This is a genomic window from Mycoplasma tullyi, assembly GCF_014068355.1.
Taxonomy (GTDB): domain Bacteria; phylum Bacillota_I; class Bacilli_A; order Mycoplasmatales; family Mycoplasmoidaceae; genus Mycoplasmoides; species Mycoplasmoides tullyi.
Genome location: NZ_CP059674.1, coordinates 13,694 through 38,602 on the forward strand (window position 1 = coordinate 13,694; position 24,909 = coordinate 38,602).

The 24,909-nt window shown below is 31.9% G+C and carries 16 protein-coding genes; 12 read left to right on the forward strand and 4 right to left on the reverse strand.

Features of this window, described 5'->3' with window-relative positions; genetic code table 4:
- Positions 1-7: 7 nt before the first annotated feature.
- The 3 genes from glpO to H3143_RS00080 form a co-directional block, all read right to left on the reverse strand.
- Positions 8-1,162 (reverse strand): type 2 glycerol-3-phosphate oxidase, encoded by a 1,155-nt coding sequence (gene glpO / locus H3143_RS00070; protein WP_182078822.1) that lies wholly within the window; start codon positions 1,160-1,162, stop codon positions 8-10.
- A 237-nt stretch (positions 1,163-1,399) separates the two neighbouring features.
- Positions 1,400-3,592, reverse strand: a complete 2,193-nt coding sequence (locus tag H3143_RS00075) for an MIP family Ig-specific serine endopeptidase (protein ID WP_182078823.1) — start codon at positions 3,590-3,592, stop codon at positions 1,400-1,402.
- Between the two features lie 242 nt (positions 3,593-3,834).
- Positions 3,835-4,347 (reverse strand): ferritin-like domain-containing protein, encoded by a 513-nt coding sequence (locus H3143_RS00080; RefSeq protein WP_182078824.1) that lies wholly within the window; start codon positions 4,345-4,347, stop codon positions 3,835-3,837.
- A 111-nt stretch (positions 4,348-4,458) separates the two neighbouring features.
- Between H3143_RS00080 and H3143_RS00085 the strand changes: the two genes are divergently transcribed.
- Complete coding sequence (locus H3143_RS00085; RefSeq protein WP_182078825.1) at positions 4,459-5,286, forward strand: GMP synthase; 828 nt, start codon at positions 4,459-4,461, stop codon at positions 5,284-5,286.
- Here H3143_RS00085 and H3143_RS00090 read toward each other — a convergent pair.
- Complete coding sequence (locus tag H3143_RS00090) at positions 5,283-6,983, reverse strand: ribonuclease J (RefSeq protein ID WP_182078826.1); 1,701 nt, start codon at positions 6,981-6,983, stop codon at positions 5,283-5,285. The genes H3143_RS00085 and H3143_RS00090 overlap by 4 nt on opposite strands.
- 389 nt (positions 6,984-7,372) lie before the next feature.
- Between H3143_RS00090 and H3143_RS00095 the strand changes: the two genes are divergently transcribed.
- The 11 genes from H3143_RS00095 to secA all read left to right on the forward strand — a co-directional run bounded on the left by H3143_RS00095 (position 7,373) and on the right by secA (position 24,853).
- Positions 7,373-11,464, forward strand: a complete 4,092-nt coding sequence (locus tag H3143_RS00095; RefSeq protein ID WP_182078827.1) for an ABC transporter permease — start codon at positions 7,373-7,375, stop codon at positions 11,462-11,464.
- Entirely contained in the window at positions 11,464-12,966 is a 1,503-nt protein-coding gene (locus tag H3143_RS00100; protein WP_228444791.1) for an ABC transporter ATP-binding protein, read from the forward strand. Before H3143_RS00095 ends, H3143_RS00100 begins: the two co-directional genes overlap by 1 nt.
- 327 nt (positions 12,967-13,293) lie before the next feature.
- Positions 13,294-14,367: a hypothetical protein gene (locus tag H3143_RS03465; RefSeq protein WP_228444792.1), complete on the forward strand. Its 1,074-nt coding sequence runs from the start codon at positions 13,294-13,296 to the stop codon at positions 14,365-14,367.
- A gap of 152 nt (positions 14,368-14,519) precedes the next feature.
- Positions 14,520-14,987, forward strand: coding sequence for a 2-C-methyl-D-erythritol 2,4-cyclodiphosphate synthase (gene ispF / locus H3143_RS00110; protein WP_182078828.1), 468 nt, complete (start codon positions 14,520-14,522; stop codon positions 14,985-14,987).
- Positions 14,988-14,994: 7 nt separating this feature from the next.
- Complete coding sequence (hpt, locus tag H3143_RS00115) at positions 14,995-15,540, forward strand: hypoxanthine phosphoribosyltransferase (RefSeq protein WP_182078829.1); 546 nt, start codon at positions 14,995-14,997, stop codon at positions 15,538-15,540.
- 25 nt (positions 15,541-15,565) lie between these two features.
- The gene (ftsH, locus tag H3143_RS00120; RefSeq protein ID WP_182078830.1) at positions 15,566-17,872 is read left to right on the forward strand and encodes an ATP-dependent zinc metalloprotease FtsH; all 2,307 of its coding nucleotides are present in this window, start codon (positions 15,566-15,568) and stop codon (positions 17,870-17,872) included.
- Between the two features lie 137 nt (positions 17,873-18,009).
- Positions 18,010-18,555 (forward strand): DAK2 domain-containing protein, encoded by a 546-nt coding sequence (locus tag H3143_RS00125; RefSeq protein WP_228444793.1) that lies wholly within the window; start codon positions 18,010-18,012, stop codon positions 18,553-18,555.
- Entirely contained in the window at positions 18,545-19,435 is an 891-nt protein-coding gene (locus H3143_RS00130; RefSeq protein WP_182078832.1) for a hypothetical protein, read from the forward strand. Before H3143_RS00125 ends, H3143_RS00130 begins: the two co-directional genes overlap by 11 nt.
- A 64-nt stretch (positions 19,436-19,499) precedes the next feature.
- The gene (locus H3143_RS00135; RefSeq protein ID WP_182078833.1) at positions 19,500-19,766 is read left to right on the forward strand and encodes an HPr family phosphocarrier protein; all 267 of its coding nucleotides are present in this window, start codon (positions 19,500-19,502) and stop codon (positions 19,764-19,766) included.
- A gap of 64 nt (positions 19,767-19,830) precedes the next feature.
- Positions 19,831-21,819 carry a transketolase-like TK C-terminal-containing protein gene (locus H3143_RS00140; RefSeq protein WP_182078834.1) on the forward strand — a complete coding sequence of 663 codons (1,989 nt, stop codon included), beginning with the start codon at positions 19,831-19,833 and terminating at the stop codon, positions 21,817-21,819.
- A complete protein-coding gene (gene secA / locus H3143_RS00145) occupies positions 21,809-24,853 on the forward strand; it encodes a preprotein translocase subunit SecA (protein WP_267128826.1) in 3,045 nt (1,014 codons plus the stop codon). Before H3143_RS00140 ends, secA begins: the two co-directional genes overlap by 11 nt.
- Positions 24,854-24,909 lie beyond the last annotated feature (56 nt).

Consider the following 24,909-nt stretch of genomic DNA (forward strand, 5'->3'; position numbering starts at 1 on the left):
TTAGTTATTAGAAAACGTCAATTTTGTAATCAGGTTTGAAGTTTTCTCTTGGAGTTAACTTTAGGTCTAATAGGTTAGCAATCTCAGAAGCGATTGCAGGAGCTGATGATAGAGCTGGAGATTGCATTCCAGCAGCTAAAATAAAGTTTGGATTATTCTTACTTTTTCTAATGACGAAGTCATTAGTTTCAACATCAATTGGTCGTGAACCAGCTAGCGTTTTAATTGTTCTTTCAATCTTTAATGAAGGGATAATATCTTTACCAATCTTTCCGATTAGATCTCATTTTTCTTGAGTTACTAAAGAAATATCTTCCTTAGAAACACCTTCTTGTGCAGTTGGTCCAACTAAATAATGTCCATCTAGAGTTGGAGCAATAATTACTCCTTTACCATGAATGGTAGGAACCTTAAATAAAACAGATTTCGTTAAGTTTTTATCGTAGTTATCTAAGATACGATATTCCCCTCGACGAGTAGTTTGTTTGAAATCATCAAAACCAAATTTGTTTGCTAACTTATCTGCATAATGCCCTGCAGCATTAACAATTTTTTTTGCATAGATCTTATGTTCGTTATTGATGGTAATAACAAACTGATCGTTTTCATATTCAATGTTAGTTACTTCAGAGTTAACTCTTAATCGTGTACCATTTTGTTTAGCTGCACCTAATAAAACCCTAGTTGCTTCTACTGGATGAATTGCTACTGAAGAGGTACATAATAAACCACCTTTAACTTCTGGATTAACATTAGGTTCTTTGTTAAGAATTTCTTGAGTGGTTAAAACTTTCAAATCTTCTTTTCTTAATCCGTTTGTTAATCCCCTTTCATATAACATGTGAACATGTTTCATTTCTTCTTCATTAAATGCAAGAATTAATGAATCAATTTCAACTCTAGGGAATTCTAAGTGTTTAAACCACTCTCTTCATTTCAAGTTACCTTGAAGGTTTAATTTAGCCTCTATTTTATGCGGTTCAGGATCAAAACCACCATGAATTAAACCTGAATTACCTAATGATGTTTCATTGGCTACTTTCGGATTTTTTTCTAGAACAACAACATCTAAGTTGTATCCAGATAATTCGTATGCTATTGAAGCTCCAATTATTCCTGCTCCAATAATAGCCACATCAAAATGTGTCTTGTGTGTACTCATATTTTGTAATTTAATTGTTTTCTATATCTGTACACTTTTATTGTAATTCTGATGGGTTTACAAATTTATTAAGCCTAAAAGCTGTGAAACGATTCTTGGTAACAGAATTTTTATATTTTTAATTTAACGTTTTTAAAAAACTTCAGTTTTGACTAAATTAAAAAATAAATCACCTTCTTAAGAATAAGAAGGTGATTAGAAATATATTTAAATAAGTTTTATTTATCTTAAATAAGATTAGTAACCATTAGGGAATATTGCAGTTACTTTAGAACTACTTTGAGTAGTTCCTCCATTTGACGCAGGTCAAGTAAATCCGTTAGGATAAAACAGACTTAAGTTACTTCTATATGATCTAGTTTGGTGAGGGAAACCTTTTTTATCGATTAGGTTGTAAGCGTAGTTAACGATATTTGGATCATTTTTAGCTCTGATATTAGCGGCCTGTACAAATGGTGCAAAAGTTCCAGTTTTTGAAACGTCACCAAAATCTGCTCTAGAATCAATTCCATCGTAGATACCAACAATTTGACCAAAATCGTTGTACACTACTGAACCCGATGCCCCATGATATAGTGATGAGAATTTAGTCGAATAGTTGAATCCGTAGCGATCAATAAACGGTCTGTTTCAAAGTTGAGTATAGATACTAATGTTATTAGCATCAAATCAAGTTCTTGATGTTGCCGATTCTGTAGATGAACTATAACTTGGTACGCTAAATAGATCTTTATTAGGTAATCAAGCTTGTCGAGGTACACGGAACCGACCGTTAGCATCCTGATCTAACATTTCTGTGTATCTTTCAGATGGATTATTTTGCATTCATACAGTTTGTAATGAATTGTTTCTTGGATAACCAGCTATATAGATATCTTTAGCGTTATCAATACCATATTTGTAAGAAGGTTTACAAGAAGCTAATCCTTGATTTTTAGAAATGTAATCTAAAGTAGGGAAGAAATTACCTGTTTCTGGATTGTAGTTAGGGAGATGAGCTGTAGTTTTAATTCTATTTACGTAAGAATCAACAGCTTTAGTTGAATCAGTTATTCAACCTTTAAGTGTGTCATCCGCCTTGGATAGATCAACGTCTAATTCCAAGATTCCAAAGTCAGTGTAGAAAGAAATCTTACCATCGTATTGTGTAAATTTTTCTCATCTAGCTATTTCTTCACTATCATTAGTAGCTCTAGCTTCTTGAAGTTTTCGAGTTTTGAATTCTTCTCATTTTTCATCAATTTGAGATTTGTATTGATTTAAAGCGTGGTCATCTAAATAGTCAACAGCTGCAAAGATGATTTTAGGGTTAGTAAATGCGTCAGTATCTTTGTCTTCTTCAAAAAAATTACGATCATTTTTTTGCTGATTATGCAAGTAATAAACCATGTTTACATCAGCAGAGTCTTTTTGATTATTAGGTTGAGGATCGAAAGTAGGAGTATTCTTAGATTTACCTATACCAAATCCACTCGGTTTATTACCTGTAGGATCTGAATATGATAACATATCATCTATTTCTTTAGTATTGGTATTACCATACATACCAATAACATGGAGGTTAGTTGCTATAAATAATTTTAATTGGTTACTATTAGCTGAGTTTCTAGCATAATCGAGAACTCATCCTGTACCTTGACCAACTACTGGAGTAGTTGTTCCATTATTTTCTGTAAAAACTCCTGGTCTGATAGAGAAAGTACGGTCGTATATTTCTTTATAGATAACTTTTTTATCAACAGTTGTATATCTGTCTTTTACGTAATCAGGGTATTTGTTTTGTTTTTGAATAAATTCTTTAGTGACACCTGCTCCAGGGAACGGAAATCCATTTGGGAATCCAGGAAAATTAGCAGGAATAGGTGGTGGCACACCATCTTCGCGAAGTGAGTTTTGATTACTAGGTGTAGTTTCACCTGCTGTACCAGTAGTTTCTCCCTTATCCATCATTGTATCTGGTGGACAATCATTTGGATCATGTTCAGGTACAGTTGCAGAAGTATTATTAGTAGTTGTGCTTGAACTATCACTCTTCATAAACCCATCGATTCTAAAATCGAAATCTTTAGCATCGCCAGGCTTGTTTTCAACAGATACATCTAGCTTAAAAGATAAAGTACCTGACTGGTTATCAGCTACAAAATTCTTCGCAACAAAATTAATATTATCTAGTTCTTTTTGATCTAAATTCTGATTAACTTGGAAGTTGAAAAAATTAAAATAGTTCTTCTCAGTTATTACGCTTGGAAGAATTTTTGTTTTATCTTGATCTTTATTAAATACGACTGAAATGTCGTTCTTATTTAAAGTGCTAAATATCTCTTCTGCACTTTTATTTACTGGAGTTTGCATCTTCTGACATGAAGCAGCAATAAAACTCACAGAACTTAATCCACATAACAAATTAAATCAGGCACTTTTCTTAATCATTTATAGTAACCTCTGATTTATTAATAATTAATTATAAAACATCTAACTGAAAATAGGTAAATAAATATGGATCTTTTAAGACGTTAACACCCTTCTGCAGAGATTTAATAAAGTAAATTGTAAGATTTAACAGTCAATTTGAATCACACTTTTTTACACTAACAAAACAAAAAAACAAAGTTAAGATCCAGCTCTCTTTTCGCCAAACCTTAACTCCCTGATTCTTATCTTCTTAACTAATTTTATTTTTTAGCTTTTGATATATTAGCTAAATGTTCTTCTTTGATCTGTTTAATCTTTTCATCAATAATTAATAGATCTTCTGACATCTTAAATGTGTTGATTAGATCAGCACATTTCTTTTTTTGATACAGTTGATTTTCAATAAAAAAACCAACAAAATTATACGTACCAAAATCTTTGTTAATTAAAGCTACTTCAGCAATCTCATCAAAAGCTGTTGCTGTAGCTTTTTGCTGCTCAGATACTGCTTCTAAAATTCCTAATGGTTCAGTTGAATCAACTGGTTTAGGAGCTGCTAACTCATTAGTTCTAATTCATTGCTCATTGATTCTTAAGTATCACTCAATCTTTTGAGCATGTTCTAATTTCTCTTTAGCTCAATCATATAATAGCGCGCTAAAATGATCCATACCGTATTCGTCAATTCTTGCCGAATACTCAAACATCATTGTAGCCGTAGCCATTTCGCTATTATATTGGTTATTTAATAACTTTCGAACATTACTATTCATTTGTTTATCCTAGATAACAACAATCATATTGATATATTATAAATTAACATTTATAAATCATCAAGATGGATAAAAATAATCATATAAAATTATAATGATTAGCTTTATTAAATGCAAACAAGAAAACTTCAAGATTTTTTAATTAGTACTGTTACTTTATTAAGAGAAACGATTAAGAATAAAAAAGTCATCATCCCATTGAATGGGGGTGTGTTTTCTTTTGTATTAGCTAAGATTACTAAGATTGCTTTAAATAAGAATCTGATCTGTATTTATATCGATAATGGGATGATGCGTCATAATGAGGTGGCTAAAAAGATCAATTTTTTCAGAGAAAAACTTGATCTTGAAGTCTGACACATTGATGCTAAGGAGTTGTTCTTAAACAACTTAAAGAATCAGATCAGTTACGCAGATAAGAAGAAAGCAATTGATGATACTTTTTTAGAAGTAGTGATGCAAACAATCGTAGATATTGGTGAAAAGATCGATTTTGCACTACTAGGAACTTGTTTTGATGATCTTAATCAGGGATTGAATATCTCAATGGCGTTAGCCAATGATGTTTATATTTTTGAGCCATTAAAACACCTAACGCTTGAGCAAGTTACTCAACTAGGAGAGTTGTTAAGTATTGATTCTGATTTTTTATACCAAAGAACTTTACCTTTATCAGGGTTTGGTTTAATGGTTGAAGACGAAGTGACTGAAGAAAAGATCGGGATTCTTAAAAAGGTTTATTATCTGATTGATAAGGCACTAAATCCCAATTCTCAAAAAAAGTTTGAGATGTCAATCAGACAAGATTACAAGGATAAGAGCGCACTTAATCTTTATATCGAATTCAATCAACCTGTATCAGATGTACAGATTAAAAAAATAAAAGACCAAATCAGTGGTCTTTTATCTAATATTAAAAATATCTTTATTAAGGTTTAGATTTCTCTAATGTGTGAAACCACTAATGGATTGCGGTGTTTGTTTCTTCAGATGTAGAAACGGCAACTATCGTGGATAATTTTCTTTAGTTCATGCTCTGAATATTTTTGGTTTTTAGCCAAATATTCATTAGCATGAGTTTTGATTTCATAAGCAATCTTGGTCATTAAACCATGACTTTCTTTTAGATAGAAACAACCACTAGATTTTAATTTAGGTAAAGTTTTGATCTGTTTGGTTGCTTTATCAATTACGATCGTAATTGCAAAGATTCCCTCTTCAGATAACACCTGTCTGGTGTTCATAATTCTTTTAACGTTAGGTGAAACAGATTTACCTTCGATGAATAGAGGTTCAGCGTCGATCGTTTCGTTTGTATAATACAGTTCACGATCGATTAGATAAACGATCTGACCGTTTTTATGTAGCGCAACGTTTTCTGGATCAAAACCACATTTTGACGCAATTCTTTTTAACGATGCAAACATCTTATATTCCCCGTGGATTGGGAATAAATATTTAGGTCTAAGCAAGCTTAACATTAGTTGAATCTCTTGCATCGTTGCGTGACCTGAAGCATGCAATTTTAATGTCGGAGAGTTTTCATAAATTGAAATTCCCTCTTCTTTAGATAACTCGTTAAGTAGACGTTCAACCGCTGCATAGTTACCCGGAATCGGGTTAGACGACATGATAATTGAATCTGTCTTTTTAAGTTGGATTCAAGGGTGTCGTCCACTTGCTAACATATTAAGTGCAGCCAACTCTTCTCCTTGAGAACCCGTACAAAAGATCATGATCTCGTTATCAGGATGCTGTTCTACATATCTAGATTCAACAATATCTTCATCCCTAAGATTGATATAACCAACATCTCGAGAGATCGATACGTTGTTATCCATTGATTTACCCAATAAACAGATCTTACGACCGTGTTGGATAGCAATCTCAATTACTTCACTAATTCTCGTAACGTTTGAAGCAAACGTTGATAGAATTACTCGACCATGAGCGTGCTTGATAATATTTTTAATATTATCGTAGATTTCTTTTTCAGAACTTGAAAACCCTGGAACTTCAGCATTCGTAGTTTCAGTCATAAACACATCAATACCACGTCTAGAGATTTCAACGACTTTGTGAATATCTAATTCTTCATTACCAGCATTAAAGTCAAAACGGTAGTCACCACTTTCAACAACATTACCATTTGGTGTTTGAATACAAACACCAAATGCATCTGGAATCGAGTGACACACTCGATAAAAGTCAATTTTAAAGTGTTTAGTACTAAATTGAGATTGATCGTTGTATGAAACGATCTTATAATCGTTTAGATTATGGTGTTCATGTAATTTTTTCTCAATTAATTTAGTTGCCATCAATGGCGCATAAATTACAGGAACACTAACTTCCTTTAATAAATAAGGAATACCCCCGATGTGGTCTTCGTGACCGTGGGTGATAACTAATGCTTTAATTTTGTGCGCATTAGCTTTTGCATAAGCAAAATTGGGAACAATCCCATCGATTCCTAATAACTCAACTGAAGAGAACTTGATACCACAGTCTACGATGACTAATTCGTCATCGTATTCGATACCATACATGTTTTTTCCTACTTCTTCAAGTCCACCAAAAGCAAAGATTTTGGTGGGTTTTTTATTAGGATTAATATCTTTAAAATCCTTAATCATTCTTAATATTCTTGTATGTTAATGTTTAGTATTTTAATACTAATGTTTATCTATTGAAAAATAGAATTATCATAATTATATATGATTATTTAAGTTTTTAATTTCGAGTTGGTTTGATGGGTTAAATACAAATTAAAAACTTAATGAAATGAAGTTGGCTTAGTGTTTGAGTGAGTTCTAAGTTTATTATTTAACAAATCAACGAACCAACTAAATAATAAGAAAGAAGATTTTAAAAACTGACTTGATATAAATATATCAACCCTCAAAAATTTACCCCTAAATCGTTCAAAAACTTCACTAAAACCAGACCTTCCAAGAATATGCCCATTCCCAAAAATAACGATTTGGTATTATAATAAGTACTATCTTTAGTTATTTAAATATAAGTGTTTAATTTAATTAAGAGTGTTATCCGATCTTTTAAAAAAGCTAAAGTTGCATTAATTAGTTTAACCTTTTTAATCTTTTTATCTTCTTTAACTTATTCATTATTAGATAACACGAATAAGAACCTAGAAAGCTCGTATGCTTATGTTAATCAAAAAGGTAATGCGGCTGATTTAGTCATTAATGAAAAATATGACTTTGGGACACTTCAATTTGATTCACAACCATCAATTGTTAATCCCAATGTAGATTTATCTAATACTAATAAGGTTCATATCTTCTTATCACCCGAGTCAATTACCCCGTATTTAAATACGATTATTGATCACGATAGTGCTAATATTTATACAAACTTAATTAGTTTTGATCTTAATTTAAATAGCAATCTATCTAATCAACAAAAAATCAATCTCGTTCAAAACGAGATTGTTAATGCTTCTAATCGATTAAGAAACCAATTACAATCTGATCCTAATGCTAAGATTGATAAGATCTTAAATGAAGAGAATATTGAGTTCGAACGATATGAATCACTGGATGTTAGTGAAGGTGATTTACAAAAGAAGATCGTTCGAACTAATAGCGATTATAAAGTCGATAAACTAGTTTTATATGATGGTCAGATGATTAGTAATGCTGGTCATAATTATCAACAGATTGTTGATCAATTTGTTAAATTAAAAGCTGATTATAATCAGCTTAGACCCGAACAAATCCCTGGCTTTATTAAGGATAATCAAGATTTAAAATCAATCTTAACTATAGTTTTAACTGGGATTAATGAAAAGACGAACAATGCTAATTTAGCTAAATTTGTTGATGCTGCTAAAAAGGTTGTTAACAACCAACCTTTAGATAGCAACGATCAACAAAGAATCCGAGAGTTTATTAATACTGAAACTAACCCAATTAATAATAATTGAAGTATTAATTTCCAATGGAAATATCAGATCGTTCCTTTAAGTATTAGATTAATTAATCCAAGTAGTTACTTTGTCATTGTTTCAGCGAGTAACTGAAAACAAGATCAAGAACTAGATGGAAAAATGATCTTTAATGATCAAGAAGTAATTGATCAATTAATGTCACTTAATGGTGATGCTTTCATGGAAAGATTTAATATGATTGATGATCGATTCAAGATTCATATCGATCAGACATCATATTTAATTCTTGGGACTGGAGTTAGCCCTGAATTTGTTTATCCAATTTATAGTTTTACGAACTTTATTCCCAACCCAACCAGTCAAAGAATTTATTACGTTAATGATTATGGGTATTCACGATTACGTGAAGCGTTTAGTACAAACCCGATTGAAACTAATATTGTTGGTCGATTTAAAAATCGTGAACTAACCCAAGCGCAACGTCAAGCAGCGCTTGATAAGATTAATGATTGAGCTTCAATCAACATGGCGTGGCCGCCTAACTTTAAATCGGCTTATTTTTCAAATGATTTAAGCAACATTTTAAATTTAACAGCGGCACGAACTACGTTTATTCCTTCTTTATTAAATACGATTAAAAACACGTCATTAATGCTGATGGCAATCATTATCTTATTGGCATTAATGGTGGGGATATTAATAGTTAAAAACTACATTGATAAGAACCGCCAAACCCTAGGTATCTTATTAGCCAACGGTTTTAACAAAACTAAGATTAATTTATCAATGGCAATCTTTAGTTTTATTCCCTCACTAATCGGAGGAATGGCTGGATATATCTTGGGATATATCTTACAAAAGGTAGCCATCAATGCGTTTAGTAGTTTCTGGTTTATTCCAGTTGAACTAAGACAGTTTAGTGCAACTGCTTTAATTACATCTTTCTTTTTACCTGTAGTTATCTTTGGGTTTACTAGCTTTTTAGTATCAGTTTATCTGATGCGAAAAAACGTTGTTGATTCATTAAAAAATGATAGTGAATACAAAGTAAGTAAGATTTCGGTTTTTGTTAAAAAACCAATATCGATTCTATCGATCATGAGTCGATTCAGAATCTCGATTGCTTTTAACTCAATGTGGAAGTTGTTCTTATTGTGTTTATTATCATCTGCCACAATGATTGTGTTGATCTTTTCTTTATCAACACTTAGTGTTTATGATAAAGCTAAAAATGATACTTTTACAGCTAACAACTATAAATACTATGTTGATTTGGCGACACCAACTCAACAATCAGGTTTAATTAAATTCCAAGAATTTAAAGATTTAGGTAAAACTGATCCAGTTTTACCAGGTTGAGAAGATCATAAGAATTATTTCTTGGCTAACTCTAGAACTGATCCAAACCAAGCAGGTTGAGACAACCTACATATCGTTGGTTTAAGCGATATTATTGACCAAAGTTCAAAGATTACGTATCTTAAGAACTATGTTCAATCTAAGATTGGTTTGGACTATTTAATCGGTCTAGGGGTGTTGAGTGCTAATCCTTGAAGTTTATCAAGTTCGTTGATGCCTTCTAACCAAGCAGCTGCTTCTGAAAAATCTTATGAGATTTTTCTACAAGCAATAGCTAACAATGTTTATCCTAAATTAAAAACACCAGCTGATAACGATCCAAGTTATTACATTAAGATCGTGTTTGATCCTCAACTAAACCGTAATGTGTATGAAATTAATCAAGATCAAGCATTACGTGGTGGGGTTTTAAAACCTGAATTTATTCATTTCTTGGTTCAACAATTTGAGAATATCTCAAACAACACTTACGGTTTAGTTGACTATAAGATCACGTATAACGTGATTGGTTTAGGTGCTAAAACAATTGGTAATATCAAAGACAAAGAATCACCTAAGTTCGCTTATACAAGAATCGATGTTACAACTGATAACGATCAAAAATTCCAAATTAGAGGAATTAAGGATTGAGTTAAAACAACTAATCTAAATGACATCGATCGCGATGCTTATTTAGGACCGATTTTAATTGATACTAACAACAAAGTTATTAACCAAGAATTGTTTGCTAAAACTGATGAAAACCCGTTAATTATTAACGAATACGTTGCCAAAAACAACAACTGAAAAGTTGGTGACACAATCGATTTCACGATTACTAATCGTGTTGATCGAATTTCGGATAAATTAAATATTATCAACCACGAAGAATATTTAAAAAACCAAAAAGTTAAGTTTAAGATAATTGGAATTTCAAATGCAGCCAGAGACAACGATCTATACACATCTTATGATTTAGCCAACAAACTTCTAGGTTTTAGTGATTTCGAAATAGAACACAAATTACCATTCAATGGTTACTACTCAGATGATTTAGATGCTTTTGAACGATCAACTCCTTTATTCTCAGAATCGGGTTTATTACCTTCAACATCTAACTTCTCAGTTGATAATAAACAATTACAAAAGATCATTCGTAATAGTGTTCTTAATTTCCAATCTACACGTAAATTAGCTAATCCCTATGATCAATTATCTAGTACAAGACAAGCTTATGTTGATGACTATAAAGCTTTATTAGTAGCACTAGGTGATGTTAAAAATCTTAATGATAATTCGAACAACTATCAACAATGAACTGAACTAAAAGCAGATGATTCATCTGTTGGGGATTACATTAAAAAACTAGTGAGTGTGTATGGTGCATTACCATACAACACGATGATTAACTTCTTATATAATAGTAGTTCTAATCGTACAATCTTTGAGAATATCTCAAAGACATCATTAACGATTCAAAATGTGATTGTTGCCATGATCGTACCAATCGTAACCTTGATCGTAATCTTGATCTCAAATATGTTGATTGATGAATTAAAAAAGATTGCGATCAGAATGAAAGCATTAGGCTTTTCTGATCGTGCCATCATCTTTTCATTCTTATCAATTTATATTCCGGTATTTATCTTTGGGTTATTGGTTGGTGGACCGTTATCGTTAATCTTGGTTAACATTTATAATTTAATCATTTTAAAATCAGCTTCAATTGCAATATTCACCACGATTAGCATCTTCCATGTATTAGGAGCACTAACTGGTGTTATGGGGATCTTCTCAATCTCATTCTTCTCAAACTGATACACATTAAGAAGAATGAAGATCGCTCAAGAGATTAAGAATTATTAATGAATGCTATGTCGAATTTTGAGTTAACTAAACAGATAGAACAAGTAAAGATTGCCAATGATCTAGATTATCTTGTTCTAGATTGAGAACAACCTACAGTTAATTTTGTTAATAACTTTGGTGAGTTTAATAGTATCTATAACTCGTATATTAACAATGTGATTTATCACATGCGTCAAAAGACAGAAGCAGTTTCTTTATTAAGACCTAATTTTCGAATCCAAGTTAATAACTTTTGTAATAACTTGCTTTATTTAAAGCAAACACTAGATAATACTTATGGTAAGATGTTTGCTTATGAAAATTATCAAACCAAACAAAGACAATATTTAGTTAAGAAATTCATTGATCACGTTAATGAGCTAAGTAATCAATTAATTTATCACATTAATGATTTTATCTTTGAACTTAAGCAAAAGAAAAGATCGGTTGAAAGGAAACCATTTGTTAGAAGTATGCAAGAATACGAAGCGATTCTTAAACAAGAATCGCTTGCAATTATTGAATACTTCAAGAAGTTAGAGAATAATATTTCAGACGATAGTTATCTAGATTCTAGTTGGATTAAAAAGACCGAAGTTTCAATTAAGCAAAGAGAAGCTAAGATTAAAGACTTTTTTAAAGTCTTACATTTAAAGAACTTTGCAAAAGTTAAGTTATCAAATATCTATAAAAAGATCGATAAGTTTAAGCAAAATTTAGAAACTGCGTTTTGAAATCTAGAGGTTAGTAAAGTTGAGATCTTAAATAAACCTCATAAGATTAAACAAACCAACCCGATTAACCCTGGGTTTGTTATTGATCTTAGAGGTGTGACGAAATATTACTCTAATGGAGTGACGACTACCAAAGTTTTAAAAAATGTGAACTTGCAAATTCCGTGAGGGGAGTTTGTTGTGATCTTAGGTCCGTCTGGTAGTGGTAAAACAACCTTATTAAATATTATCTCGGGAATGGACCGCGCAAGTAGTGGGATTACTTTTGTTGCCAACAAAAATTTAATTGGGTTGTCTGATACCCAATTAACCAAATTTAGACAAGATAATATCGGTTATATTTTCCAACAATATGGGTTGTTGCCAAACTTAAACGTTAAAGAAAATATTGAAGTAGGGGCATACTTGCAACGCGATGCTTCTAAACGTAAAGATATTGACGAATTATTAAAAAGCATCGGGATGTACGAACAACGCAATAAGTTGCCTACTGAACTTTCAGGGGGGCAACAACAACGTGTTTCGATTGCAAGAGCGATTGCTAAAAACCCAACCGTTATCTTTGGAGATGAACCTACAGGTGCATTAGATGGTGAAATGACTCAAGTTGTTCTAGAAGAATTCGTAGAAATTAATAGAAAAAATAGAACAACATTAATTATTGTTACTCATAACCCATTGATAGCTGATATAGCAACAATGGTGATAAGAGTGGGTGATGGAACGATTAAATCAGTTACTCGAAACGAAAACCCGAAATCGGTTAAAGAGATAGAATGGGATTAGTTCATGAGTCGTTAATATTGAAATAATATTAATTGATCTATTGAATTAATAAGAATTTCACCTAACCTTAAAATGATATTTTAAGATACGTTTTCTTGCTAGGTTATCTTTTTAAATATTATTATTACTAAACTTAGATTTTAAAAGTTAGGAGGGTATTAAACTATTGTTAATTAAATTTAGGGGTGATTAAAAAAATTATTCTTCTTTTTAATTACTTCGCACAATATATTTAATAAGTAAGAGTTGAGCAAGGACCTAAATTTATAAAGTAAATTAAACTAAATAAACTTTTTATATTGATAATAGTTATATTCAAATAATTATATGAACTCTTTTAATAAGAAAAGAACGATTGCAAAGATATGTGGATCAGTATTCACATTTGTGATTCCAGCAATGGTTTTAAGTAGTTGTACTGGGCTTAGTTTAGTACAACAAAACTTTTCAGACATTAACGGGACAAACAATCGCCGTTCAAACAATAGAATTAATAATCAAAATTCAAATCGCTCTAGTTTACCAGGAGTAACAGATCCTAGTGTTATTGGTCAACCTGACAATCAAGATAATCCAACTCAACACGAAGATAGTAATCCGCTTTCTTCAAGTAAACCGATTATTAATTCTTCAGAACAAGGTAGACCAGTTCGAATAATCCCAAGTGGTTCTAGTGATCAAGGAAATATTGCAACTACAACTAGTTCAAGACCGTTTGCTAGTCAACCTAGTAACGAACAAATCCCAAGACCTTTCTCTACGATAAGAATATCTAGTAATGATCTAACAAATACTGGTTTATTAGGGGCTGACAGTTCTGATGTAGTAATTAATTTAGCAAACAATAACATTACATTAGGAAGCACAATTAAGAACTACTTCAGTACTTCATTACAAACAGTAAAGTTATTAGAAATCTTTACTAATGGTAGAGGAAGTTATAATCCAAACTTCATTTTTACAGATAAAAAACCTTCTGACTGAAAAACATACGCAGATAGCAATTCTTTCTATGTAAGTAATGGGACAAGAGGTCAAAAAGCTGTAACAGTGCTTAACTTTATATTTAACAGTATTGAATACACTAAGATTAACAATTTAATCACTGTTAACAATTTAAAACCAAATGTTGTAACTAGAACTGCTGATTCAAACGCTGATTTAGTGTTATTCTCTTCACACGTTTCAGACAACTCTTTAATCAACAATAGTTTCTTACAGTTTAACGTTGTAACAAGTAATAACAAATTACCATTCACGCTAGATTTAAAAGAACATTCAATTACTTTTGATAATTTAACTTTAGAAAAACGAGTTTATTTAGATAAAAACAGATCTTCAGATACAGTTAGAAACTGAATCGTGTCATTAGGTAAATTTACTGTTTACAACGCCTTCTAACTGGTTTAAAATTTTACTTATCATTTAGTCTATATCCAATAAAAACCAACTACACTCAGCTAAAATATATTTTCATTTAAATACCACTAACCCTAATAGTGCGTAGAAACTTAAATGATAATTTAATATTTTATAATTTTCATTAATTACATATGAATATTAGAATAGGCCAAGGCTTTGATAGCCACAAACTAAAAACTAAAAAAAACAGTGAAGTTTTTTTAGGTGGAATACCAGTAAAGTCTGATCAACAAGTAATTGCTAATTCAGACGGAGATGTAGTGCTTCACGCATTAAGTGATGCTGTTTTAGGGTGTGGTTCCTTTGGTGATATCGGTATGTATTTTGATGAAAACGATCTGTCTAATAAAGGATTAGATTCTAAAACGATCTTGAATTACTGCTTAAAGTTAATTAAAAAACTTAAGCTAGAATTTGTTAATATCGATTTAACAATCTTTGCTCAAGATATTAGAATCGATCCAATCAGATTGGAAATCAAAAGTTCTTTAATGAAATTAACAGGTTGTAACAATGTTAATGTCAAAGCTAAAAGCTATGAAGAACCTAAAAACGAAATTGCGTGTTCATGTGTAGTTCTAATGAATACTAATAAGTAAAACAATTATGGCTAAATTAAACTACACGATTGAAAAAATTCTAATAACTAACGAACAGATTAATGAAGCAACAGTTAAAGCTGCTGACTGAATTAATCAAACTTATAAAGATGATGAAATCATTATGGTAGGGATCTTAAAAGGATGTATTCCTTTTATTGGAAAAATCATCGATAAGATCGAATGCGAAATGATTTTAGACTTTATGACCTTAAGTTCATTTAAGGGTGAGACTAAATCACAAGGTACTCCTAAGATTGTTATGGACTTAGCGTACGACGTTGCGGGAAAAAACGTTTTGTTAGTAGAAGATATCATCGATAGTGGTAACACCATTAAGATTGTTTTAGATCTACTAAAACAAAGAGGCGCCAAATCGGTTAGATTACTAACCTTATTAGATAAACCTTCAGGTCGTGAAGTGGATGTTAAAGCAGACTACGTTTGTTTTGAAGTTCCACACGGTTTTTTAGTAGGTTTTGGTCTCGATTACAAGGACAAATTAAGAAACTTACCTTACGTTGCGCATATGGCGCTAAATGACAAAAAATAAGATTTATAAAATATAATTATTTAATATGTCGAACACATCTAATTTTAACGAGCGGGTGACTGAAAACGCCAAGCCGCCCAAAAATGTTAAGTCGATTATTTGAAAAACAATAGGAATTATCATAGTGATGGCAATCATCATTGGTTTAATTCTTTTTTATGTTTTACCAAGAAATACGATTGCCAACATTTCAAATATTCAATACGTTGATGGAAATTTAGTGGCAACTGCCAACATCAATGGTAGAAACGGTAGATTTATCCTAGATCTGCAAAACTCGACTTATCAGACGAGTTATACATCTGGATTATCATTATCGATTAGTGTCTTTTTAAGAAACTTAAATAATGCTAATGGTCAATCTTTCTTTGTTTCATTAATTAGACCGGCAACTTCATCAACTAATGATGCAGTGTTTAATATTGCTAACCTATCAATTAACCAAACCAGAGGAGTAGCTACATTAGTTACTGAAGGTGGATCATTCAGTGCTGTATTAACTAGCACTGTAACAGCTTTACCACTAGCTGGTCAAAAATTCTTACCAGCTAATTTCAATATTGATACTGCAAGTCTTAATGACTACCGACCCGCTGGTGCAATTAATGGTATTCAAAGATTATTAGCAGTAGGTAATGTTCGATTACCAGATCAAAGCGCTGCAATCTTAACTCAATTCTTAGCAAGCATTATTCCATTTGTAATTCTGATTGTAATCTACATCGTGATTGCAAGAAGATTTAGTAGAACAATGGGTGCTGGTGGTGCAATTGGTGAAGATGGCGAAAATGTCTTTACAATTGGTAAATCTCAAGCTAAGTTAGCTAAGTCAACTTTCAAATTTACTGATGTTGCTGGGATTGAAGAAGAAAAGAGTGAATTAATCGAATTAGTTGACTACTTAAAACGCCCTGGAAAATATGTTCAAATGGGTGCAAGAACACCTAGAGGTGTAGTTTTATATGGACCTCCAGGAACTGGTAAAACCTTATTAGCTAAAGCAGTAGCTGGTGAAGCTGGTGTACCATTCTTCCAAGTAACTGGTTCTGCATTTGAAGATATGTTAGTAGGGGTGGGTGCTAAGAGAGTTAGAAACCTATTTGCTAAAGCTAAAAAAGCTGCTCCTTGTATTATCTTTATTGATGAAATTGATTCAGTTGGTTCTAAACGTGGTAAGTATGAGATCTCTGCTGGTTCAGCTACTGATCAAACACTTAACCAATTGTTAGCTGAAATGGATGGTTTTAGTACCAGAACTGGAATCATTGTAATGGCAGCAACTAACCGATTAGATGTATTAGATGATGCACTATTACGTCCAGGAAGATTTGATAGACACATTCAAGTTAATCTTCCAGATATTAAAGAACGTGAAGCAATCTTAAAAATTCACTCTAAAAATAAGAATATTTCTTCTAAAGTGAATCTAATGGATATTGCTAGAAGAACACCAGGATTCAGCGGTGCTCAACTTGAAAACGTACTAAACGAAGCTACTTTATTAGCAGTAAGAGCTGATCGTACAAGTATCTCATTATCTGATATTGATGAAGCAATTGACCGTGTTATTGCTGGTCCTGCTAAAAAATCAAGAGTAATTAGTGACTTTGAAAAAAATCAAGTTGCTCACCACGAAGCTGGTCACGCTTTAGTAGGTTTACACCTAAAAGGTGCTGATGAAGTTCAAAAGATTACGATTATTCCTCGTGGACAAGCTGGTGGTTATACTTTATCAACTCCTAAAGATGCTGAACTTAACTTAAAGAAAAAATCAGATTTATTAAACATGATTGCAGGTGCACTAGGTGGAAGAGCATCTGAAGAATTATTCTTTGGTAAAGATGCAATTTCAACAGGGGCATCTAATGACTTCTATAAAGCAACCAATATTGCTAAAACAATGGTTACCCAACTGGGGATGTCTGATTTAGGAATTACTCAATTCTTACCATCTGAAGGCGGAATCAACCCTAATGCTCGTTACTACTCAGAAAACACTGCACAAAAAATTGATCAAGAGATTGCTAAGATCTTAGAAGAACAATACAAAGTTGCTTACAAGATCATTAATGACAATCAAAATGAATTAAAACTAATTGTTGAAGCATTATTAATTCAAGAAACAATTGTTAAGAATGATATTGACTACATTCACGAACACTTGAAACTACCTGAAGCAATTATCAAACTAAAAGAAGAACAAGCTAAAGAAAAGGCTGCAGCTCAAAAAGAAGAAGAAGCTGAAAAAGCTAAAGAAGAAAAATCTGATTCTTCTCAACCTAAAGAAGAATCTAAAGAAGAATCTTCAACTAGTGCAGCTGACTCTAATTAATTGTTATCATTAAACAGATTAGTTAACTAATCTGTTTTTTTATCTTGAACCAACACAAAATGGAAAATAGATCTGCTTTTATAAATCTATTAATTCGAATAATTGATAATTTCACTTATTCAGAACAGTTTTTAAATTTGATCGACAAGAAAGGATCAAATGGAGATTTTGTTGATTCATTAACACCTTTTATTAATAAGATCTCACAGTTTGCTAACCGCGAAGATAATCGGATTAGTTTTTATAATTCTTTAAAACTCATAGCTTTATATATTAAAGAAACTGTCAAAACAACTTTGGGATCAATTTTATACGATCTAACCCATCAAGCAGCACATTATTTGAATGAAAATAAATGAAATCGTAATCACGTAATCGAATGCTTTTATCGTGCTTTATTAGATTGCAAAAACAAATATAAATTACGAATTGGGGATAAAAGTTTTTACGACATCTTATACCCAGTTCTTAAATACCTTTATTTAAATAACGATTTATCAACTGAAGAGTTGATGGTTCAAAGTAAAAAAATTTTAGATGAAAACTTTAACAAATCATTATTATTAAAATCTAAAGTAGGTCGAGCTTCATATCATGGTAAACGTTCAATCGGAATGTATGATCCAGGAACAGTGTTTGTTTACATCATTCTTGAAGGAATAATTAAAATTTATGATCAGTAAAATTCTTAACCCAAAAGTAAGAAGAGTAATTATTATCACTGCTTGGATTTTAGCGATCATTCCATTGATCGCTACTTATTTCTTTATTAACAAACCGATAGTTTTATATAGTTTATTTTTAGGTATTTACCCGATTGTTCTAACCATCTACTTAGTTCATTATTATTGACACTTAAAAGCAAGAAATAAATTAAATGAACAATATCAATCAAAAGCAATTTTTGAAGGTTTAGAAAAAACTAAGAATATAAAAGTTGAACGAATTAAAGAACAATTTCTTTATAAAGAAACAATTAAACAGATCATTAAATCATCAGATAATGAAATTCAAAATCTTGATAAAAGATTTGATCAACCCAACTTTTATCAAGAATATTTAATTAATGATCAAAATAAAGAATTAAGAATTAGTTGTCTTGAGTTTTGCAAATCAAAGTATCTACTTAACTATCCTTACAAATATGATTGTTACTATTGGGTTGAACTTAAAAACGTTTCAGATGCACCATTCGTTTTACTTAATAAAAAAGAAGCCCAAAACCCTGGATTTACTAAATATTTAATAAACAAACTAAAACCTAACTTACAAGATAAATATGTCTTGTATACAAACCAAGAAAATTTTGATTTAAGTAAAGTAATTGACAACGAGATCCTAAACGATTTATTATTTAAAAAATCCGATCTCAACATCAACCTAATTAATAAAAACAACAAGACATTTTTATTACTAGGAATGAGTTTCAACATTTTTAATCTTTATTATGGATCTGATTATTTTGACGAAACGACCTACAACCAATTAGTGATCCAAAGAGTGGAAAACATCAAGATCTTAACCGATTTATTTTATTCGCTACGCGAATGTATAAATGATTAATAAATAATTCATAATGGCTTATAATTATTAATAGTTAAATATTTAAATATACAAAAATTTCATAATGAAAAGCTTTAAAGCAACAATTATTGATCCATTTGGATTACACGTTAGAACAGCTACCGTTCTATCTTCTACAATGGGTCGTTTTAAATCAAAAGTAACCCTTAAAATCGTTGGCGGTGCAACTGCTGATGTTAAATCAATTATTAATTTAATGTCTTTAGCTGTTAAGCAAAATACAGATGTTGAATTCATCATCGAAGGTGAAGACGAAGAACAAGCATGTGTAGAGCTTGAAAAAGCTTTAAAAGACAATAAATTAATTTAATTAACTTTTAATATTTTATTTTATATATGTAGGATTGATTGAAAAAGAATCAATCCGTTTTAATATGAACATACAACAACAAACGATAAACACAATTCGCGTTCTGGGAATTGAGATGATAAACAATGCTAAATCTGGACACCCTGGCGTTGTTATGTCAGCAGCGCCAATGATGTATGCTTTGTTTCATGATCACTTAAACTATGACATAAGCGATCCCAATTATATTAATCGCGATCGATTCATTTTAAGTGCTGGTCATGGTAGTGCTATGTTATATGCCACAATGTATGTTGCTGGGTATAAGTCACTAAGTACAAAGGATTTAAAGAATTTTAGAAAGTTTTCTTCTAAAACTCCAGGACACCCTGAATCAACAATGCTACCAGGTGTTGATTTTGGTACGGGACCACTTGGTCAAGGAGCAGCTACATCTGTTGGTTTTGCAATTGCTGAAGCTAATTTGAATGCTCGTTTTAATAAGATAATTGACCATTATACTTATTGTTTAATTGGTGATGGCGATCTTCAAGAAGGGGTAACTCACGAAGCATTAGCAGTAGCGGGTAGATACAAACTTAATAAGTTAATCTGACTATATGATTCTAACGATGTGCAATTAGATGGTAAGGTGTCTAACTCAACTAATTTTGATGTTGAGATGTTAGTTAAATCTTATCGTTGAAACTATATCTTAATTAAAGATGGTAATGATTATCAAGCGATCTCTAATGCGATCACTCAAGCTAAAAAATCAGACAAGCCAACCTTTATTGAAGTTAAAACTAAATTAGGTTATGCTAGTTCAGTTGAGAATACCAACAAAGCTCATGGTTCACCTTTTGGTGATGAAGAGATTAATAATATTAAAGCTAAGTTTGATTATAAGAACAAACCATTTACAGTAAGTGCTGAAGTTAAAAAGCACTTTGAATCAGCAATTGCTCGCGGAGCTAAATCAGCAGAAGAATTTAACCAAAGATTAGCTAAAGCTAAGCCAGAACTAAAAGAAAAATTTACTACCCAAGTAAAAGAAGAAAAGGTTAATTTCCCTAAGAGTTTAATTAACGAATTCAACGTTGATCAATGTGATTCAACGCGTAATTTATTTGGTAAGGTGTTCAAAGAACTAACCAAAATTAATGACAATATTCTTGTTGTTAACTGTGATCTAGCAGCATCAACTAAAGTGGTTACTCATGATAACGCTAGATTTGATCATGGTAGTTATGGCAATCAATTTATCGATGTTGGTGTAAGAGAATTCTTAGCAGGATGTATCGTTAATGGGATTGTTGCTCACAGAGGCTTAAAAGCTGTATCTTCAACATTTATGGCATTTAGTGATTACAACAAACCAGCTTTAAGATTGGGTGCAATCAATAAATTAAGCTCATTATACGTTTATTCGCACGACTCATTCAATGTTGGTGAAGATGGTCCGACTCACCAACCAATTGAACAACTGTCATCACTTAGATTAATTCCAGATGTTTTAGTTTATCGTCCAGCTAATTTTTACGAACTTTACATCGCACTTAAAACTGCTTTTGATAAGAAAAATCACAAGCCAGTTGTAATCTCAACTTCTAGAAGCGAATTTGATCAAATCAAGGTTAATCCAAAAGAATTTGATGATGGATATTATTATCTAAATAAAACTAAGAGTCCTAAATTAAGATTAATCGCAACTGGTTCAGATACTGGTACTGCACTAAAGTTAGCTAAAATCTTTAGCCAACAAAGTATCGATATTGATGTTATCTCTGTAGTTTCATTTAAAAAACTAAAAGAAAAACTAGCTGATCTTGACACTCTTAAAGAATTTAAGAAATACAAAAACATCGTGATTGAATCAGGTGTAAGTAATATCTGGTTTGAATTTGTTAGTTTAGTGATTGGAGTTAATGATTTTGGAATTTCAGGTAATCCAAATGAAGTAGCGACCTACTTCAGTATGGATTTAGAATCATTAGTAAAATCATTAGCATCAATTCTACATAAGAATTACACACAACAAAAGATCGAACAACTAATCAAAAATGCTAATTAATTGATTTAAATTAATCTCGCCTAAAAACCGTATTTTAAAAAGAGCAACTCAAGCTGCTAAGCAAATCGACACTTATAAAGATGAGATGCGCGCTTTAAGCGATGAACAACTGTTTAATAAAACCGAATATTTTATTAACGAACTAAAGAATAACAAAACAACTGATGATATTTTAGTTGAAGCTTTTGCTGTTATTCGTGAAGCTGTTTATCGTGAAACGGGTAATTTTGCTTATCCAGTTCAATTAATCGGGGCTTATGTTGTTCACCAGGGTGACTTTAGTGAGATGATGACTGGTGAAGGTAAGACCCTTACTTTAGTACTAGCAGCGTATTTAAATATGCTTGAAAAAAAAGGTGTTCATATTGTTACGGTTAATGAATATTTAGCTGAACGTGATGCTGAACAAGCTAGAAGAATCTTTGCTAGATTAAATCTAACCGTAGGATGTAATAAATCTAACTTAGCACCTCACCTTAAAAAAGAAGCTTTTGATTGCGATCTTACTTATACAACTAACTCAGAATTAGGTTTTGATTATCTAAGAGATAATATGGTGCGTAACTACAAGGATAAAAAGATCCGTGGGTTACACTTTGCCATTGTCGATGAAGGTGATTCAATTTTAATTGATGAAGCAAGAACGCCACTTATCATCTCAGGACAACCTAAAAAAGACTTTAGGTTGTATTTTGATGCTGATAAGTTTGTTGAAACTTTAAGTGAAAGTGATTATAAGATTGATCCCGAATCTCGTAGTCCTTCGTTAACTGATAAAGGGATTACTAAGGCTGAGAAACATTTCAAACTTAACAACCTTTTTGATTTAGAAAACTCTGATCTATTCCATAAGATTGGTAATGCACTAACCGCTAGAAAGATCTTTCAAAACGGAAAAGAATACATTGTTAGAGAAGATAAGATTCTAATCGTTGACCAATTTACGGGAAGAATTCTAGATGGTCGAAGTTATAACGGTGGTTTACACCAAGCAGTTCAAGCTAAAGAACGTGTTCCGATTGAAGCTGAAAATGTTGTGGTGGCAACTGTTACTTATCAATCGTTCTTTAGAATGTATAAAAAGTTAGCAGCAGTATCAGGTACTGCTTTAACTGAAGCTGAAGAATTCTTAAAAATCTATAACATGGTAGTTGTACCAGTACCAACTAACCGTCCAGTAATTCGTAAGGATCACCCTGACTTCATGTTTGGTAATTTAAAAACCAAATGAGAAGCTGTAACTAACGAAATTGAAAAGATTCATAAAACCGGTCAACCAATCTTAGTAGGTACAGGTAGTGTGGAAGATTCTGAAACACTACACCAAATGTTATTAGAAAGAAACATCATCCACGAAGTGTTAAACGCTAAAAACCACGCTCGTGAAGCGCAAATTGTTGCTAAAGCTGGTGAAGTTGGTGCAGTAACGATTTCAACTAACATGGCTGGTCGTGGTACTGACATTAAACTTGGTCAAGGTGTTAAAGAACTAGGTGGACTATATGTAATTGGTACAGAACGTCACGAATCTCGTAGAATTGATAACCAATTACGTGGACGTAGTGGACGTCAAGGTGATATTGGAGAAAGCCGTTTCTTCATTAGTTTTGGTGACCCGTTATTCAAACGTTTTGCTCAAGATCGCATTCTTAAAGCTCAAGAAAAACTAACTTCAGATTATTTTGACTCTAAGTTCTTTTCAAGATTCTTAACAATGACGCAAAAGAAAGTTGAATCTGTCAACTTTGATATGCGTAAAAACTTAATCGATTATGACCACGTGTTGGCTAACCAACGTGAATTAATCTATAAGCAACGTGATAAGATTCTGATCGCTTCAGATTTAACTGAAGTAGTTGATCGAATGGCTGAAAACTTTGTCGATGGTTTTGTAGACACATTTAAAGATCAAGCGAACCAAACAATGGTTAATCCAGTTGAGTTATCTATTGCTGTTCAAAAAGAACTTCTTCAAGGTGAAGAAGTAGCAGCTTCACAATTCTATAACCAAACATTACCAGCTGCTAAACAAACCGTTTTAAAGCTAGTTAAAGACGCAATCTCTAAAAAGATTGAAGTGATGACTGTAGCAATCGCTAATAATGTATTTAGAGATATCATCATCCAACAAATGGACGATGCTTGAATTCATCACTTAGATCAGATGCTAAAACTTCGTGAAGGGGTATCATTACGTTCGTTAGAACAAACTTCACCATTAAACATCTATGTTGAAGAATCTAAGAAGTTATTTGATCTAATGTTAAGCAAAATTGCTAAAAATGTGATTTTAGCAATTTGTTCTATGGTTAATCCAACAAGAAACGTTGATATTAATGTTGAACAAGAACATAGACGCCTAGAAGCGTTAAAACGACTTGAAGAGATTAAGAAGTTAGAAGCTTTACAAAACAACAATAACGAACCAGCTCGGGTTGTGTTTAAATTCCCTGATCAAAACGGTAATATGATCGAACGTGAAGTTCCTGTTGAAAGTTTAATTCAGCTTGTTGATGATGGAATGGTTCAAGCAAAAGTAGTAGATCAACCTAAACCAAACCTTGAACAACTTAAAAAACTTGATCTAACGGATCAAGTTCTAGTTGAAGCTAAGGTAGCAGAACAACAAGAGCAAAAGGTTATTCAGGCTGAAGTTATAAAAGTTGTAGAAGGGATTGATCCCGATCTTGAGCAACTTGAAGAATTAGATCAAGCTTTGATTGAAAAGAAGTTAGCAGAAGAACAAGTTCAAAAGATTGTTGAAACTCAAGCCAATGAAGTGGCAGTTGAGTCTAAGCAAGATCTAAACCAAGCTCCAAGTGAAGCTAAACCAGCTGAATCATCTAAACCATCTACAGTTCAAACAGAAGCATCAGATAAACCTAAGCAAGATTCTGAACAATCTGATAAAACAGATCGACCAGATCTAACTTCAAACCAAGCTAAACCAGAAGAAAAACAAGGTTCAGAGGCAGACAAACCAAAAGCTGTTGAACAACTTGAAAACAACAACAATTCAGCTTCTGATAAATAAATAAAAAATTTTTTCAACAAAAATTTAATTTAAATAAAAATTCATCCCGAATTTTT